This window comes from Mesorhizobium sp. BH1-1-4, from assembly GCF_020165665.1.
Taxonomy (GTDB): Bacteria; Pseudomonadota; Alphaproteobacteria; order Rhizobiales; family Rhizobiaceae; genus Mesorhizobium.
Genome location: NZ_JAIUIN010000007.1, coordinates 120,901 through 135,582 on the forward strand (window position 1 = coordinate 120,901; position 14,682 = coordinate 135,582).

Genomic DNA, 14,682 nt, shown 5'->3' on the forward strand with positions numbered 1-14,682 from the left:
ATGAAGAACATGATCCGCGGCCTGTTGGCCGCAACCGCGCTGGCCTCGCTTGCGACAAATGCTCTTGCCCAGGATGTACAAGGCGTCATCGGTGGGCTGCCTGATGAACTCAAGGCGCAATATGACGGCGCGCCGCAGAAGGTGCTGCCTTCGGCCTGGGACAATTTCACCCCGCCGCCCAAGCCGTGGAAATGGTGCCACTCGGAATCCTACCAGGGCAATCCGTGGCGAGTGACCGTCACCAAGGAACTGAAGCGGCTTGTCGACGGGCTGATCGCCGACGGCACCGTGTCCAGCTTCGAAGTATCGGACTCCAACAACGACGCCAGCCAGCAGATCAACCAGATCCGCGCCTTCATCGACAAGAAGTGCTCGATCATCACCTCGATCCCGGGCTCGGCGACGGCACTTGACGATGCGATCGACGCCGCCGCCAAGGCCGGCATTCCGTTCATAACGGCGGCCGGGTCGGTGACCAGCTCGAACGCGATCAATGTCGATTCCAACTATGCGCGCTGGGGCTATGACATGATGACGGCGATCGGCAAGGCTGAGCCGGATGGGGCCAGCATCCTTTTGGTCGAAGGCATTGCCGGCCACCCGATCGTCGTGCAGGAGCGCCAGGGCGCCGACAAGGCGCTTGCCGAGAACCCCAAACTCAAGATCTCGCGCAACGTCAACGGCAACTGGACGGCCAACGTCACCAAGACCGTGGTGCTGCAGGCGATCGCGACCAACCCGGCGCCGATCGATGCTGTGTGGACAACCGGCAGCGAAAGCCGCGTCGTCGCGGAGGCCTTTGCCGAGGCCGGCCGGCCAGCGCCGCTGATCACCGGCTCGATCACGGGTGATGCGTTGGGCTACTGGAAGGCCAACCCGGACAAATACCGTTTCGAGGGCCATGCGGTATTGCCGCACTGGACCGCGCAGACGCTGTTTCGCGTCGGCGAGCGCATGCTCGACGGCCAGAAGCCGAAGCTGAACACGCTGCTGATCCCGATCCCGCCGGTACACAACGCCGATCTCGGCGCCTGGTACAAGGACTGCATGACGACGGATGCCGTCTCGATCTTCCCGATCCCGCCGAAGGATCCGATGCCGGAGGAATGGCTCGACGCCTATTTCTCCAACCCGGCACCGACCAAGGACTGGGACTATTCGAAGGTGCCGGATGCCTGTGCAAAATAGCGCCCGCTCGAAGTGACGTCCGCGACAGACCAGCTAGCCGGCTCCCTTCGGGAAGCCGGCCAGCCAGCTTCGAAACACGGCATGCTTGAAATCAGAAACATATCCAAACGCTATGGTGAGACGGTCGCGCTCGCGGATGCCTCGATTGCGTTCCGGGCGGGCACCATTCACACCATCCTGGGCGAGAACGGCTCGGGCAAGAGCACGATGGTCAAGCTGTTGTCCGGCATCGTGCAGCCGGACAGCGGCGCGATTGTTTTGCAAGGCAAGCCGTTCTCGGCGGGCAACCCCTCGGCCTTCAAGGCGCAGGGCTTCGCGACCGTCTTCCAGGAAGTGCTAATCGCGCCGGACCGCAGCGTGACCGACAACATTCTGCTTGGTCTCGATGGACTGGTGCGGCGCACGGTGCCGCGCAACGAACGCCGCGACAGGGCTGCCGCCGCGCTCAAACGCTTCGCCGTCACCGACGTTCCGCTCGACACGCCCGCCGGCCTGCTGCCGCTCGCCGCGCAGCAACTCATCGTCCTCGCACGTGCGGTCGTGCGTAACCCAAAAATTCTGATCCTCGACGAGGTCACCGCCGCGCTCGATTTCGCCGACCGCGAGTCGGTGTTTCTGCTGATGCGCTCGCTCGCCGCCGAAGGTTGCCTCATCCTGTTCATCACCCACCGTATGGATGAAGTGATGTCGCTGTCGGATCGCATCTCGATCCTGCGCGGCGGCAACGTGGTGCGCACCGAAGAGCGTGGGAGCTCGACACCGGCCGAATTGTTGAAAGCCATGGCGCCACGCACGGCGGCGGAGCTGGCGCATGGCTGATCGCGGCACCCTCACCGTTCGCAACCTCGTCATCGCGCCCGGCGCCAGCCCGATCACGCAAGCCATCGCGCCGGGCGAGATCGTCGGCCTTGCCGGTCTCGACGGACACGGCCAGGAACTGTTCCTGAAAATGCTCGCCGGCCTGGTACCGCCGCTTGGCGGCTCGATCACGCTCGACCTGCCCGGCGGGCCGCACAAGATCATCGGGTTCCGCAAGGCCGTCGCCAGCGGCGTCGCCTATCTGCCGCGTGACCGACGCGCGAACGGCATATTTCCCACACAGTCGGTGCTCGACAATTTCGCCGTATCGACCCTGTCGCGCGATACCCGCCTTGGCTTGATCAGTCCAGCGGCGCGCAAGGCGCGCTACGAACTCTACCGCGAAAAGCTGTCGATCGTGGCGCCCCGGCCCGATGCGCCGATAACCACCCTGTCGGGCGGCAACCAGCAGAAGGTGCTGCTGGCGCGGGCGCTGGCGCTGGAACCCGCGATCCTGCTTCTCAACGACCCGACGCGCGGCGTCGACGTGGCGACCCGCCATGTTCTCTACGACGTCTTTCGCGGGCTGGCCGCCGAGGGCATGGGGCTTGTCATCCTGTCCAGCGAGATCGAAGAGATCTTGCTCCTCTGCCATCGCGTGCTGGTGTTCAGGGAAAACGAGGTTGCAGCGGAAATTGCCGGCGAAGCCATGAACACCGATGGCGTGATATCGGCCATGTTCGGACGTGCGGCATGAGTACACGCCTTCTGTCTCTTTCGCGGAGCGTCGGTTTCGCCGTCGTGCTGCTGGTCATCCTGCTGGCGGTCAATCTCATCCTCAATCCGGCACGCTTCCAGCCGGGGTCGTGGGGCGCGCTGATCGGACTGGCGGCACCTTTGATCGGCGCGGCCATCGCCTCGACGCCGGCGATCCTTGCCGGACGGGGCGGCATCGATATCTCGGTCGGGCCGTTGATGGGCTTCGTCAACGCCGCTGTGATCGAGGTGCTGTTCCTCAAGGCCGGCATCTCGTCGCCGCTGCTGCTTGTCCCGGCGGCTCTGCTCATCGGCGCGCTGGTCGGCGTGGCCAACGGTTTTCTAGCGACCGTCGTGCGTATCCAGCCTATCGTCGCCACGCTCGGCACCTATCTGATCCTCACCGGCGTGACGCTGACGATCCTGCCCGCACCGATCGGCCCGGCGCCGGCCTGGCTGAAGGCGCTGGCGGGTCCTTGGTCGATGCTGCCGCTGCTGTTGATGTTCATTGCTTGGGGGCTGGTGCGGCGCATGCCTTACTACGACCAGCTGATGGCGGTCGGCAGCGACGACCGTGCCGCCTACACCGCCGGCGTCGACGTCACGCGCGTGCGCTTCATCGCCTATGTCATGTCAGGTGTTCTCGGCGGCTGTGCCGGGCTGATGCTGACGGCACTGATCGGTTCGGCCGACCCTAATATCGGGCCGACCTACACGCTGATCGCCATCGCCGCGGTCGCTCTTGGTGGCGTCAGCCTGGCAGGCGGGCGTGGCGGCGTCGCGGGTGCCGCGATCGGCGCCGTCGACATCTTCCTTTTGCAGAGCGTGCTGACGACATTCAACGTCTCGACCTTCGTGCTGCAGATCGCCTACGGCGCCATCCTCGTGCTGGCGGTGATGCTGACAGCAGCGCAGGAGCGTCTTGCCATGAGAGGGCGCTGACATGGCGGGCCGAAATCTGTTCGCGACAACCAACGCCCGCGTCGCCGGCGCCTTCTGTGTGGCAGCGCTCCTGCATCTCGCCGGCACGATCCTCATTCCCGGTTACTCCTCGCCATTTGCCGTGCGCGCCATGCTGGTGCTTGCTTCGCTGCTTGCCGTCGCCTCGATCGGCCAGACGCTCGTCGTCATCATGGGCGGTATCGATTTGTCGATTCCCTTCGTCATCGGCTTCGCCAACGTCGTGGCCGCACAGCTCTATGGCGATGGCTGGAATTTTGTCCTTGTCTGCGGCCTCGTCGGCGTGCTGGCATTGCTTATCGGCGGGCTGAACGGGCTGATCTCGCGCAGCCTCGATATCCAGCCGCTGATCGTCACGCTCGGCATCGGCATGGTCGTGCAGGGTCTCGTGCTGCTGTGGACCGCCGGCTTCCCCTCGGGCTCGGCACCGCAAGCGGTCTCCAGCTTCGTCTCGATCGGCGGATCGGCCGGACCGCTGCCGGTGCCGTGGCTGGTGCCGAGCCTCATCGTGCTGGCGGCGCTCGTCGTCCTGGTGCTGGAACGAACGGCTTACGGTCGCCGGCTATACGCGCTGGGCAGCAATCCTGGCGCCGCGCCGCTGGCGCTGATCGACCCGGTGCGCATGTGGGTGGTCACCTATGCGGCGAGCGCCTTCTTCGCCGCCGTGGCGGGCGTGCTGCTGCTCGGTTTCACCGGCTCGGCCTATGGCGATGTCGGCCAGCCCTATCTGTTCCAGACCATCGCAGCCGTTGTCGTCGGCGGCGCGGCACTGGTCGGAGGCCGCGGCAGCTATCTCGGCACGATCGCCGGCGTGCTGGTGCTGACCGAAATCAACACGCTGCTGATCGGCCTCGGCTTCCAGCCCTCGGCGGTGCAGGCGGCGCTGGGCTTCATCATCGTGCTGCTGGTCTCGCTGTACGGTCGCGAGCGGCACGTCTCGACGACCATCTGAGGGCGCCGGGTCTTGCCTCACGCAACTCCCGACGGAAAACCGCTACGCACTTTTCCTGGATTGCACTATTTCAACCGCCACAACTTGCGGGCATTTCCCGACAACAGCCTATCGCGCTCGGCAACGCTGCAGCCGGAAAGCAGCGCATGGGTCGCCGCCACCCAGGTCGACAGGCCGCCGCCAAGCGTGCAGACCGGCCAGTCGCTTCCCCAGACGACACGGTCCCAGCCGAATGCATTGATGGTGTGTTCGACGTAAGGCCGCAGCGTCTCGACGGTCCAGCTGGAGGCATCGGCATAGGCGACAACGCCTGAAATCTTGGCCATCACGTTCGGGCGCCGCGCGATCTCGCTCATATGCTCGCGCCAGGGGTGTTCGCTCTTGCCCTTGATGTCGGGGACGCCGCAATGATCAAGCACGAACTGGACGTCGGGCGCCAGGTCGGCCAGCGCGATCGCCTTGGGGATCTGACGCGGCAGCACCACGAGGTCGAAGGTCAGACCGGTGCCGGCAAGCCGCTTGATGTTGTCCCGAAACAGTGCGCCTTCCGAAAGATCGTCGGGGACGACGTGGAGGACGCGGCGGAAGCCCTTGACGAAGGGATTTGCCTGCTGGCGTTCGAGATAGGCCGGGAAATCCGCCTCCTCGGGCCGGCAAGATGCGATCGCTCCGACCAGCATGCTGCCCGCCTGTCGTGACAGGCCCTCGACATGGGCGGTCTCCGCCTCGATATCGGTCGGATCGACATCGACCTCCATGTGCAGCACGCGCCCAACACCTGCCCGCTGCGCCTCCGCGGCGTATTCCTCGTAGGAGAAGTCGCGGTTCAGCGCCGGCACACCGGCCAGCCAGGGATAGCGCAAGGCCGAGCGATCGATGAGATGCAGATGGGTGTCGATGATCATGGCGGGCTCCTCCCCTAGGCTCTCCGGATCATCTCACGGAGGAATTCTTCATTCAAATAAGAATTTAGACCGATGAGCCTACAGCCGACCCGGCGAGATGCGACAGCTTTTCGCAGGTTGCCAGCAACAGCTCGATGGTCCGCGTGATGTCGGGCGCGGACGGCGCATTGACTACGGTGATGTAGGGGATCGACAGCGCGGCAATGGCATTGCCGTCGGACCCGCGCACCGGTGCCGACAGGTTGAAGACGCCTGCCGTCTGCATGGAAGCCATCATCTCGTAGCCGCGGTCGCGGATCTGATCGAGCCGGGTAAAGAACTCGGCCGGCTGCGCCGTCTTGTCGGTGCTGCGGACGTGCTCCGAAATCATCATCCGCCGCTCTTCCGGTGAACGGAATGCGAGCAGGACATGGCCCGAACCGGTGTCGAAAAGGCTGATGTGGGAGCCGACACGGATCGAGATGCCCCAGTAATTCGGGGCCTCCTGTTGGCCGATGACGACAGCGGAACCACGATCAAAAACAACGAGTTGGTTAGCCTGCTGCGAGGTTTCGGCCAGTTCGCGCATCAGCGGTGTCGCGTAGGAAACCAGCCTGCGCACCGGCGCGTGCAGCTGCGCCAGGCCAAACAGCTTGAGCGTCAGCGAATAGCGGTCGCCATCAAGCCGCGTGACATAGCCGCGTCGCACCAGCCGGTCGAGCATGCGATAGAATTCATTAGGACTGCGGTCGAGCTTCTTGGCGATCTCGGCCTGGGTCAGACCGCCGTCGACGCCGGCCAACAGTTCGAGGATGTCTAGGCCCTTGTCAAGCGCCGGCGCGCGGTACCGCTCGTCTTCGCTGTCGTCCATGGCTCATCCCTTAGTGAATTCAATTCTTCATATACGCAGGAACGCGGCCGGCGGAAACAAATTTCGCCTTGACGTATGGATGAATGTTTTGTTTGTATATGAATGTAGCACTTCTTGTCACGTGACGAGTTGCCGGCGCCGCCAAGGCGCACCCAGGGAGGATACCAATGAACAGACTGCTTTCCGGCGTGTGCGCCGGCGCATTGGTGCTTGCGTCAGGCGCAGGCACCGCCCTTGCCGGCGACCTGCCCGGCAAATTCGAAGGCGTGACCGTCGACGTGAAACTGATCGGCGGCCAGCAATATGAAAAGCTCTACGAGCGCATCCCCGAATGGGAGAAGGCGACAGGCGCCAAGGTCAACATCCTGACCAAGAAGAACGGCTTCGATATCGACAAGGAGCTCAAGTCCGACATCGCCTCGGGCAGCACCAACTGGTGCGTCGGCTGGAACCATTCCTCCTTCGCGCCACAATATACCGGGCTCTACACCGACCTCAGCAAGCTCCTGCCGAAATCGGAGATCGACGCCTTCGTGCCGTCGACGATCACGGCGGCGACCATCGACGGCAAGCTGGAGATGCTGCCGCGCGCGCAGTTCGACGTCTCTGCGCTCTACTACCAGAAGAGCCTTTACGAGAACGCCGACAACAAAGCCAAGTTCAAGGCTAAATACGGCTATGACCTGGTGCCGCCGGACACCTGGAAAGAAGTCACCGACCAGGCCGAGTTCTTCGCCAACCCGCCCAATTTCTACGGCACGCAGTTCGCCGGCAAGGAAGAGGCGATTAATGGCCGCTTCTATGAGATGGTGGTCGCCGAGGGCGGCGAATATCTCGACAAGGACGGCAAGCCGGTCTTCAACTCCGAGGCCGGCATCCGGGCGCTCGACTGGTTCGTCAACCTCTACAAGGCCAAGGCGGTGCCGGCCGGGACCACCAACTACCTCTGGGACGATCTGGGCCAAGGCTTCGCCTCCGGCACCGTCGCCATCAACCTCGATTGGCCGGGCTGGGCCGGCTTCTTCAACGACCCGAAGTCGTCGAAGGTCGCCGGCAATGTCGGCGTCAAGGTCGCACCGAAGGGCTCTTCCGGCAAGCGCACCGGCTGGTCGGGCTTCCATGGCTTCTCGGTGACCGAGAACTGCCCGAACAAGGAGGCCGCGGCGTCGCTGGTGTGGTGGCTGACCAATGAGGACAGCCAGAAGCTCGAGGCCGCCGCGGGTCCGCTACCGACCCGCACCGCAGTCTGGGACTGGGACCTGCAGCAGGCGGCGAGTGATCCTTACAAGAAGGAGGTTCTGTCTGCCTTCCAGGAAGAAGCCAAGCACGCCTTTGCCGTGCCGCAGACGCCTGAATGGATCGAGATCTCGAACGCCGTCTATCCCGAGTTGCAGGCGGCGATCCTAGGCGACAAGACCTCCAAGCAGGCATTGGACGAAGCCGCCGCCAAGGCGACGCAGATCCTTCAGGACGCCGGTAAACTCTAGGCATTGCTCCCAAAGCCGCCTCTCCCATTCACAAATGGGGGAGGCGATCGCCTTTTGGCGGCACTGTTCGTTTCACCATATCGGGCCTCGGCCCAAGATTTGAATGCCAGACACCAGAGGAGCCCGATGAAGGGCCTCAAGCCATCCGCGCCGTTCCTGCTGCTGCTTCCGGCCATCGTCGTGCTGGCGGCGGTCGTCGTGGTGCCGCTGCTTCTGTCGCTCTATTCCAGCTTCACGCCGTTCCGGCTGACCAAGCCCGAGACGTTCTTCGTCTTCATCGGTTTCCGCAATTATCTTTCGATACTGGCCAACACCGATTTCTGGTGGGCGTTCGGGCGCACGGTTCTGCTGCTGACGATCGCGCTCAATCTCGAAATGCTGCTTGGCCTCGGCCTGGCGATGCTGGTCGAGAAGGCGACGCGCGGGCAACGCATCCTACGCACGCTGATGATGTTCCCGATGATGTTCTCGCCGATCCTGGTCGGCTTCCAGTTCAAGTTCATGTTCAACGACAATATCGGCCTGGTGAACAACGCCTTGCAGTCGCTTGGCATGACCAGGGATGCCATCCCGTGGCTGATCGAAGGCCATCTCGCCTTCATCGCCATTTCGGTCGCCGAGATCTGGTCATCGACGGCGATCTTCGCCATTCTCATTCTCGCCGGCCTGCTCGCCATGCCGAAGGAGCCGATCGAGGCGGCGCGCGTCGATGGCTGCACGCCGTGGCAGACATTCCGCTATGTGACGTGGCCGTTCGTGATGCCATTCGCCTACATCGCCATGACCATCCGCTCGCTCGACGTCGCGCGCGCCTATGACATCGTCAAGATCATGACCGATGGCGGACCGGCTGGCCGCACGGAGCTGTTGTGGACGCTGGTGGCGCGCACCGCCTATAGCGACGGGCGCATGGGCATGGCCAACGCCATGGCCTATTTCTCGATCCTGCTGTCGATCGCCTTCACCGTCTATTTCTTCAACAAGCTCGCCGCGGCGCGCACGCAAATCGGCGCCGAGTGGTGAAGGGCGGGGTGGTGAAGATGAACGAGAATTCTTCCGCCCGCCTGAAGCGCCGGCTGCTCGGCATCGTCTATCGCATCGGCCTGTTCCTGGCGATGCTGACCATCTGCCTGCCTGGCCTGTGGATCGTGTTGTCGTCGCTCAGGCCGACAGTCGAGATCATGGCCAAACCGCCGGTGTGGATCCCGCAGGAAATCTCCTTCGACGCCTATGTCGCGATGTTCTCAGGCATCGGCAAGGGCGGCATCCCGGTCATCGAATACTTTCGCAATTCGCTGATCATCTCGGTAACCTCGACGGTGATCGCGGTCGCCATCGGCATGGCGGGGGGCTATGCCTTCGCGCGCTACCGCTTCCGCGGCAAGTCGAGCGTGTTCCTCGGCCTGATGCTGACCCGCACGGTGCCAGGCATCGCGCTGTCGCTGCCGCTGTTCTTCCTCTATGTGCGGCTCGGCATCATCGATACGCATTTCGGCCTGATCCTGGCCTATGTCGCACTCAACGTGCCGTTCACGATCTGGCTGATCGACGGCTTCTTCCGCCAGGTGCCCAAGGATCTCGCCGAAGCCGCCCAGATCGACGGCTGCACGCGCTGGCAGGCCTTTTGGCAGGTCGAGTTCCCGCTCGCCGGACCAGGTATCGCATCGGCCGCGATCTTCGCCTTCCTGACCTGCTGGAACGAGTTCGCGCTGGCCTCGCAACTGACCCGCTCGGTCAGCGCCAAGACGCTGCCGGTCGGCCTGCTCGACTACACGGCCGAATTCACCATCGATTGGCGCGGCATGTGCGCGCTCGCCGTGGTGATGATTATCCCGGCGCTCACCCTCACTTTCATCGTCCAGAAGCACCTTGTCGGCGGCCTGACCTCCGGCGCGGTGAAAGGCTGATCCATGGCAACGGTTTCCCTGAAAAAGCTGACCAAGCGCTACGGTAATATGGAGATCGTGCATGGCATCGACCTCGATATCACCGACCGCGAATTCATCGCGCTGGTCGGCCCTTCCGGCTGCGGCAAGTCGACAACCCTGCGCATGATCGCCGGGCTGGAAGAGATCAGCGCCGGTTCGATCGAGATCGGCGGGCGCGTCGTCAACGATTTGCCGCCGCGTTCGCGCAACATCTCGATGGTGTTCCAGTCCTACGCGCTCTATCCGCACATGACGGTGCGCGAGAATCTCGGCTTTTCGCTCAAGATCGCGGGCGCCGCCAAGGACGATATGGACCGACGCGTCGCGGAGGCGTCGGCCATACTCGGCCTCGACACGCTGCTCGACCGCCGCCCCTCGCAACTGTCCGGTGGGCAACGCCAGCGCGTCGCCATGGGCCGCGCCATCGTTCGCGACCCGGATGTGTTTCTGTTCGACGAGCCGCTTTCCAATCTCGATGCCAAATTGCGCACGCAGATGCGCACCGAGATCAAGAAGCTGCATGCCAAGGTGCAGTCGACGGTGATCTACGTCACCCACGACCAGGTCGAGGCGATGACGCTTGCCGACCGTATCGTCATCATGCGCGACGGCCATATCGAACAGGTTGGCACCCCAGACGAAGTGTTCCGCCGGCCCGCGACGCGCTTCGTCGCCGGCTTCATCGGCTCGCCGCCTATGAACCTGCATGAGGCCACGGTCAGTGACGGCCAACTGGTCTTCGCCAGCGGCGCCAGATTGCCCCTCCCCACCCAGTTCAAGGCCAATGTCGCCGCCGGCGACAAGGTGGTGTTCGGGCTGCGGCCCGATGACATCTATCCGACCGGCCATGGCATCAGCTCCGGCGGTGCCGCGGACGTGCACCAGATCGAACTGCCGATCACCGTCACCGAACCGCTCGGCAACGAGACGCTGGTGTTCGTCGAGTTCAACGGCAGCGACTGGGTTTCGCGCATGCTGAACCCGCGCCCACTGAAGCCTGGCGAGCGGGTGACGATGAGCCTGGACTTGTCGCAAGCGCATCTGTTTGCCGTCGACACCGGCAAGACATTGCGGAGCTGAAATGGCCAGGATCGAAAAGATAGAACTGCGGATGGTCGACCTCGTCCCCAAGGTCAAGCGCACCGACGCCATCCAGAGTTTCGTCAGCCAGGAAACGCCGATCGTCACCATCACGGATTCCGATGGCGCGGTCGGCACCGGTTACAGCTACACGATCGGCACCGGCGGCTCGTCGGTGATGCGGCTGCTCTCCGACCATCTCGCGCCACGTCTCGTCGGCCGCGACCCTGACATGATCGAGGCGATCTGGCACGATCTCGAATTCGCCACCCATGCGACCACGGTCGGCGCGATCACGGCCATCGCCATCGCGGCGATCGACACGGCACTGTGGGATCTCAGGGCGAAGAAGCAGAACCTGCCGCTGTGGAAGCTCGCCGGCGGCGCCAAGGACCGCTGCCCGCTCTACACGACCGAAGGCGGCTGGCTGCACATCGAGACCCAGGCGCTGGTCGATGATGCATTGGCCGCCAAGGCCAAGGGGTTTCGCGGCTCGAAGGTAAAGATCGGCAGGCCGCATGGATCGGAGGATCTCGCGCGGCTCGCGGCAGTGCGCAGGGCGGTCGGTGACGGCTACGAGATCATGACCGACGCCAACCAGGGTTTTTCCGTCGACGAGGCGATCCGGCGCGCCGCGAGGTTGCGCGAACTCGACCTCGCCTGGATCGAGGAGCCGCTGCCCGCCGACGACATAGACGGACACATCAGGCTGTCCAACTCAACGCCGACGCCGATCGCCATCGGCGAGTCGCTCTATTCCATGCGCCATTTCCGCGAATACATGCAGAAAGGCGCCTGCTCGATCGTACAGGTCGATGTCGGCCGCATCGGGGGCATCACGCCCTGGCTCAAGATCGCCCATGCGGCGGAGGCCTTCGACATTCCGGTCTGCCCGCATTTCCTGATGGAATTGCATGTCAGCCTGACCTGCGCTGTTCAGAACGGCAGATATGTCGAGTACATTCCTCAACTCGACCAGTTGACCGGCAAGCGCATGCGCATCGAGGATGGGCATGCGCTGGCGCCCGACGAGCCCGGTATCGGCATCGATTGGGACTGGGACGCGGTCAAGGCCCTGAGCATCGCCGAATTCACCGCGGCGATCACAACATAAGGAGTTGATATGCAGCGGATGGGATTTGTACTCGGGCTGAAGCCGGAGAAGGTCGAGGAATATGTTCGCCTGCATGCCGCCGTCTGGCCCGACGTGCTGACCATGATTTCGGCCTGCAACATCAAGAACTATTCCATTTACCTGAAGCGGCCGGAGAACCTGCTGTTCAGCACCTTCGAGTACCACGGCACCGACTACGTGGCCGACATGGCAAAAATGGCGGCGGACCCGAAGACGCAGGAATGGTGGGCCGTCTGCATACCTTACCAGGAGCCGTTTGCGACCCGCAAGGAGGGTGAATGGTGGGCTTCGATGGACGAGGTCTTTCACCATGACTGAAGGCGGTTTCGACCCTGCCTCACTTGTCCAGGCCTGGGCCAAACCCTCACAACCCCGACCGATCGTCACTTTCGGCGCAGGGTCGATCGTCGGCGACGCGCATTTTCCCGCCTACCGGAAGGCGGGGTTTCCGATCGCCGGTCTCTACGACCCGGACCACGCCAAAGCGCGGGCCCTGGCCGAAAAATGGGAGGTCTCCGTCTTCCGCTCGGTGGAGGAGGCCGCTGGAGTGAACGACGCGATCTTCGATCTGGCGACGCCACCGGGACGGCATGCCGAGATTCTGAAGGCTCTGCCCGACGGCGCGGTCGCCCTGATCCAGAAACCGATGGGCAACTATCTCGGCGAAGCAACCGAAATCCTCGAAATCTGCCGCGCCGGGAATCTCAGAGCGGCGGTGAATTTCCAGCTTCGCTTCGCGCCGATGATGCTGGCGCTGAAGGACGCCGTCGCCAAGGGCTGGCTCGGCGAGGTCGTCGACTTCGACGCCTGGCTGGCACTGGCGACGCCGTGGCAATTGTGGGAATTCCTGCTCAAGGCGCCGCGCGTCGAGATCGCCATGCATTCGATCCACTATCTCGACCTGATCCGGCAATTGCTCGGCGACCCCAAGGGTGTTCACGCCAAGACGCTTGGCCATCCGAATCACAAAGTGGCGCAGACGCGCACCAGCGCCATTCTCGACTATGGCGACACGGTGCGCTGCGCGCTATCGATCAACCACGACCACAAGTTCGGGCGCCGGCACCAGGCCTGCGAGTTCCGCATCAGCGGCACCGAGGGTGCGGCCTATCTCAAGCTCGGTCTCAACCTCGACTATCCCCGAGGCGAGCCGGACATTCTGGAAATCTACCCGAAAGGCGGGAGCGATTGGATCGCAGTGCCTTTGGCAGGCGAATGGTTTCCCGACGCCTTTGTTGGGCGGATGGCCAATGTCCAGCGCTTTGCATCGGGCGAAGACGATGTGTTGATCAGCTCGGTCGAGGACGCCTGGAGCACAATGGCGCTGGTGGAAGCGGCCTATCGCTCGAGCGCGGCGCCAGCGACGCCGATCGCGGAAAGGCCCTGATGGAACAGATCACCTATTTCGAGGACTACGAGATCGGCTCGTCACGCCTCACCAGCGGCCGCACCATCACCGAGACCGACTTCGTCGTCCATGCCGGACATACCGGCGATTTCTTCCCGCATCATATGGACGCAGAGTTCATGAAGACGACGCCGTTCGGCCAGCGCATCGCGCATGGCACGCTGGTGTTCTCGGTCGGCATCGGGCTGACGGCGACGGTCATCAATCCCGTTGCCTTTTCCTATGGCTATGACCGGCTGCGCTTCATCAAGCCGGTGTTCATCGGCGACACCATCCGCACACGCACCACCATCGCGGCCAAGGAAGACGATCCGAAGCGGCCGGCTTCAGGACGCGTGATCGAGCGCTGCGAGGTGATCAACCAGCGCGGCGAAGTGGTGCTGGCTGCCGACCACATCTACATCGTCGAACGCAAGCCGGCCTGAGGCAATGTCCGCTATGCACCGGTGGCACGCTTGGTGATGCGCTCCAGCCCAAGCAGCAGGATCAGCGTCGCCGCTACCAGGATCATGGTCAGTGCGGCACCAGCAAAGATGTCACCGCGATCGGTGAGCGAGAAGATTGACACTGGCAGCGTCACCCAGCCCGGCGGATAAACCATGACGGTGGCGCCGAGCTCCCCCATCGACAGCGCGAAGCTCAGCCCGAAGGCGGCGACCAGATAGGGCGCGAGCAAGGGCAGCGTGACATGCCAGAGCCGGTAGGCCGGCCGTGCGCCGAGGCTCGACGCGACCTGCTCGAAGTCGGGCGACAGCCGCGCCAGCCCGGCCGAGACATTGCCGAAGGTGAAAGCCGAGATCAGCACGAAATGCGCGATCATGACGATGGCGATCGTGCCGTTGAGCAGCAGCGGCGGGTGGCTGAAGGCCACCAACAGGCCGAGGCCGACGGACACCGAAGGCACCGCGCTCGGGATGAAGAACAAAAGGCCGAGCAGCCGCTTCAAAGCAGGCCCTTGAAGACGAAGCGACAAGGCCGCCCAGGTGCCGCTGACCAGCGCCAATGCGCTTGCCGCGAAGCCGGTGACGAGGCTCGCCTTGACCGCGTTCAAGGCCGCGCCCTTGGCGACATCGGCGTAGTGCTCCGTGGTCAAGCCATTTGGCAGCACGCCGTTCCATTGGTCGGCGAGGCTGGACAAGAGGATGACAGCCAGCGGCGCCAGGAACAGCACGCCGAAGATCAGCGCGAAGATCACCCAGATCACCAAGCGGCCGGAGCGCGACCAGACCAGCATG

The 14,682-nt window shown here is 63.6% G+C and carries 16 protein-coding genes; 13 read left to right on the forward strand and 3 right to left on the reverse strand.

Annotated elements, in window-relative coordinates; genetic code table 11:
• From LB569_RS15030 to LB569_RS15050, 5 genes are all read left to right on the forward strand, one after another.
• Window positions 1-1,188: an ABC transporter substrate-binding protein gene (locus tag LB569_RS15030; protein WP_224693000.1), complete on the forward strand. Its 1,188-nt coding sequence runs from the start codon at window positions 1-3 to the stop codon at window positions 1,186-1,188.
• Between the two features lie 81 nt (window positions 1,189-1,269).
• On the forward strand, window positions 1,270-2,007 hold the full coding sequence (locus tag LB569_RS15035; RefSeq protein WP_224693001.1) for an ATP-binding cassette domain-containing protein: 738 nt from the start codon (window positions 1,270-1,272) through the stop codon (window positions 2,005-2,007).
• Complete coding sequence (locus tag LB569_RS15040; protein WP_224693002.1) at window positions 2,000-2,743, forward strand: ATP-binding cassette domain-containing protein; 744 nt, start codon at window positions 2,000-2,002, stop codon at window positions 2,741-2,743. The genes LB569_RS15035 and LB569_RS15040 overlap by 8 nt, the downstream gene beginning before the upstream one ends.
• On the forward strand, window positions 2,740-3,684 hold the full coding sequence (locus tag LB569_RS15045) for an ABC transporter permease (protein WP_224693003.1): 945 nt from the start codon (window positions 2,740-2,742) through the stop codon (window positions 3,682-3,684). Before LB569_RS15040 ends, LB569_RS15045 begins: the two co-directional genes overlap by 4 nt.
• A 1-nt stretch (window position 3,685) precedes the next feature.
• On the forward strand, window positions 3,686-4,654 hold the full coding sequence (locus LB569_RS15050) for an ABC transporter permease (protein ID WP_224693004.1): 969 nt from the start codon (window positions 3,686-3,688) through the stop codon (window positions 4,652-4,654).
• A gap of 65 nt (window positions 4,655-4,719) precedes the next feature.
• Here LB569_RS15050 and LB569_RS15055 read toward each other — a convergent pair whose 3' ends face one another.
• A complete protein-coding gene (locus LB569_RS15055) occupies window positions 4,720-5,559 on the reverse strand; it encodes an amidohydrolase family protein (RefSeq protein ID WP_224693005.1) in 840 nt (279 codons plus the stop codon).
• Between the two features lie 64 nt (window positions 5,560-5,623).
• A complete protein-coding gene (locus tag LB569_RS15060; protein WP_224538462.1) occupies window positions 5,624-6,409 on the reverse strand; it encodes an IclR family transcriptional regulator in 786 nt (261 codons plus the stop codon).
• A gap of 167 nt (window positions 6,410-6,576) precedes the next feature.
• Between LB569_RS15060 and LB569_RS15065 the strand changes: the two genes are divergently transcribed.
• The 8 genes from LB569_RS15065 (at window position 6,577) to LB569_RS15100 (ending at window position 13,872) form a co-directional block, all read left to right on the forward strand.
• On the forward strand, window positions 6,577-7,896 hold the full coding sequence (locus LB569_RS15065; protein ID WP_140705343.1) for an ABC transporter substrate-binding protein: 1,320 nt from the start codon (window positions 6,577-6,579) through the stop codon (window positions 7,894-7,896).
• A gap of 126 nt (window positions 7,897-8,022) precedes the next feature.
• Window positions 8,023-8,919: a carbohydrate ABC transporter permease gene (locus tag LB569_RS15070; protein ID WP_224693006.1), complete on the forward strand. Its 897-nt coding sequence runs from the start codon at window positions 8,023-8,025 to the stop codon at window positions 8,917-8,919.
• Window positions 8,920-8,936: 17 nt separating this feature from the next.
• On the forward strand, window positions 8,937-9,803 hold the full coding sequence (locus LB569_RS15075) for a carbohydrate ABC transporter permease (protein ID WP_140705339.1): 867 nt from the start codon (window positions 8,937-8,939) through the stop codon (window positions 9,801-9,803).
• Between the two features lie 3 nt (window positions 9,804-9,806).
• On the forward strand, window positions 9,807-10,904 hold the full coding sequence (locus LB569_RS15080) for an ABC transporter ATP-binding protein (protein ID WP_224693007.1): 1,098 nt from the start codon (window positions 9,807-9,809) through the stop codon (window positions 10,902-10,904).
• A 1-nt stretch (window position 10,905) separates the two neighbouring features.
• Window positions 10,906-12,018: a mandelate racemase/muconate lactonizing enzyme family protein gene (locus LB569_RS15085; protein WP_224693008.1), complete on the forward strand. Its 1,113-nt coding sequence runs from the start codon at window positions 10,906-10,908 to the stop codon at window positions 12,016-12,018.
• 9 nt (window positions 12,019-12,027) lie between these two features.
• Window positions 12,028-12,357: an L-rhamnose mutarotase gene (locus LB569_RS15090; RefSeq protein ID WP_224693009.1), complete on the forward strand. Its 330-nt coding sequence runs from the start codon at window positions 12,028-12,030 to the stop codon at window positions 12,355-12,357.
• The gene (locus LB569_RS15095; protein ID WP_224693010.1) at window positions 12,350-13,426 is read left to right on the forward strand and encodes a Gfo/Idh/MocA family protein; all 1,077 of its coding nucleotides are present in this window, start codon (window positions 12,350-12,352) and stop codon (window positions 13,424-13,426) included. Before LB569_RS15090 ends, LB569_RS15095 begins: the two co-directional genes overlap by 8 nt.
• The gene (locus LB569_RS15100) at window positions 13,423-13,872 is read left to right on the forward strand and encodes a MaoC/PaaZ C-terminal domain-containing protein (protein WP_224693132.1); all 450 of its coding nucleotides are present in this window, start codon (window positions 13,423-13,425) and stop codon (window positions 13,870-13,872) included. The genes LB569_RS15095 and LB569_RS15100 overlap by 4 nt, the downstream gene beginning before the upstream one ends.
• Window positions 13,873-13,883: 11 nt before the next feature.
• Here LB569_RS15100 and LB569_RS15105 read toward each other — a convergent pair whose 3' ends face one another.
• Complete coding sequence (locus LB569_RS15105) at window positions 13,884-14,681, reverse strand: ABC transporter permease subunit (RefSeq protein ID WP_224693011.1); 798 nt, start codon at window positions 14,679-14,681, stop codon at window positions 13,884-13,886.
• Window position 14,682 lies beyond the last annotated feature (1 nt).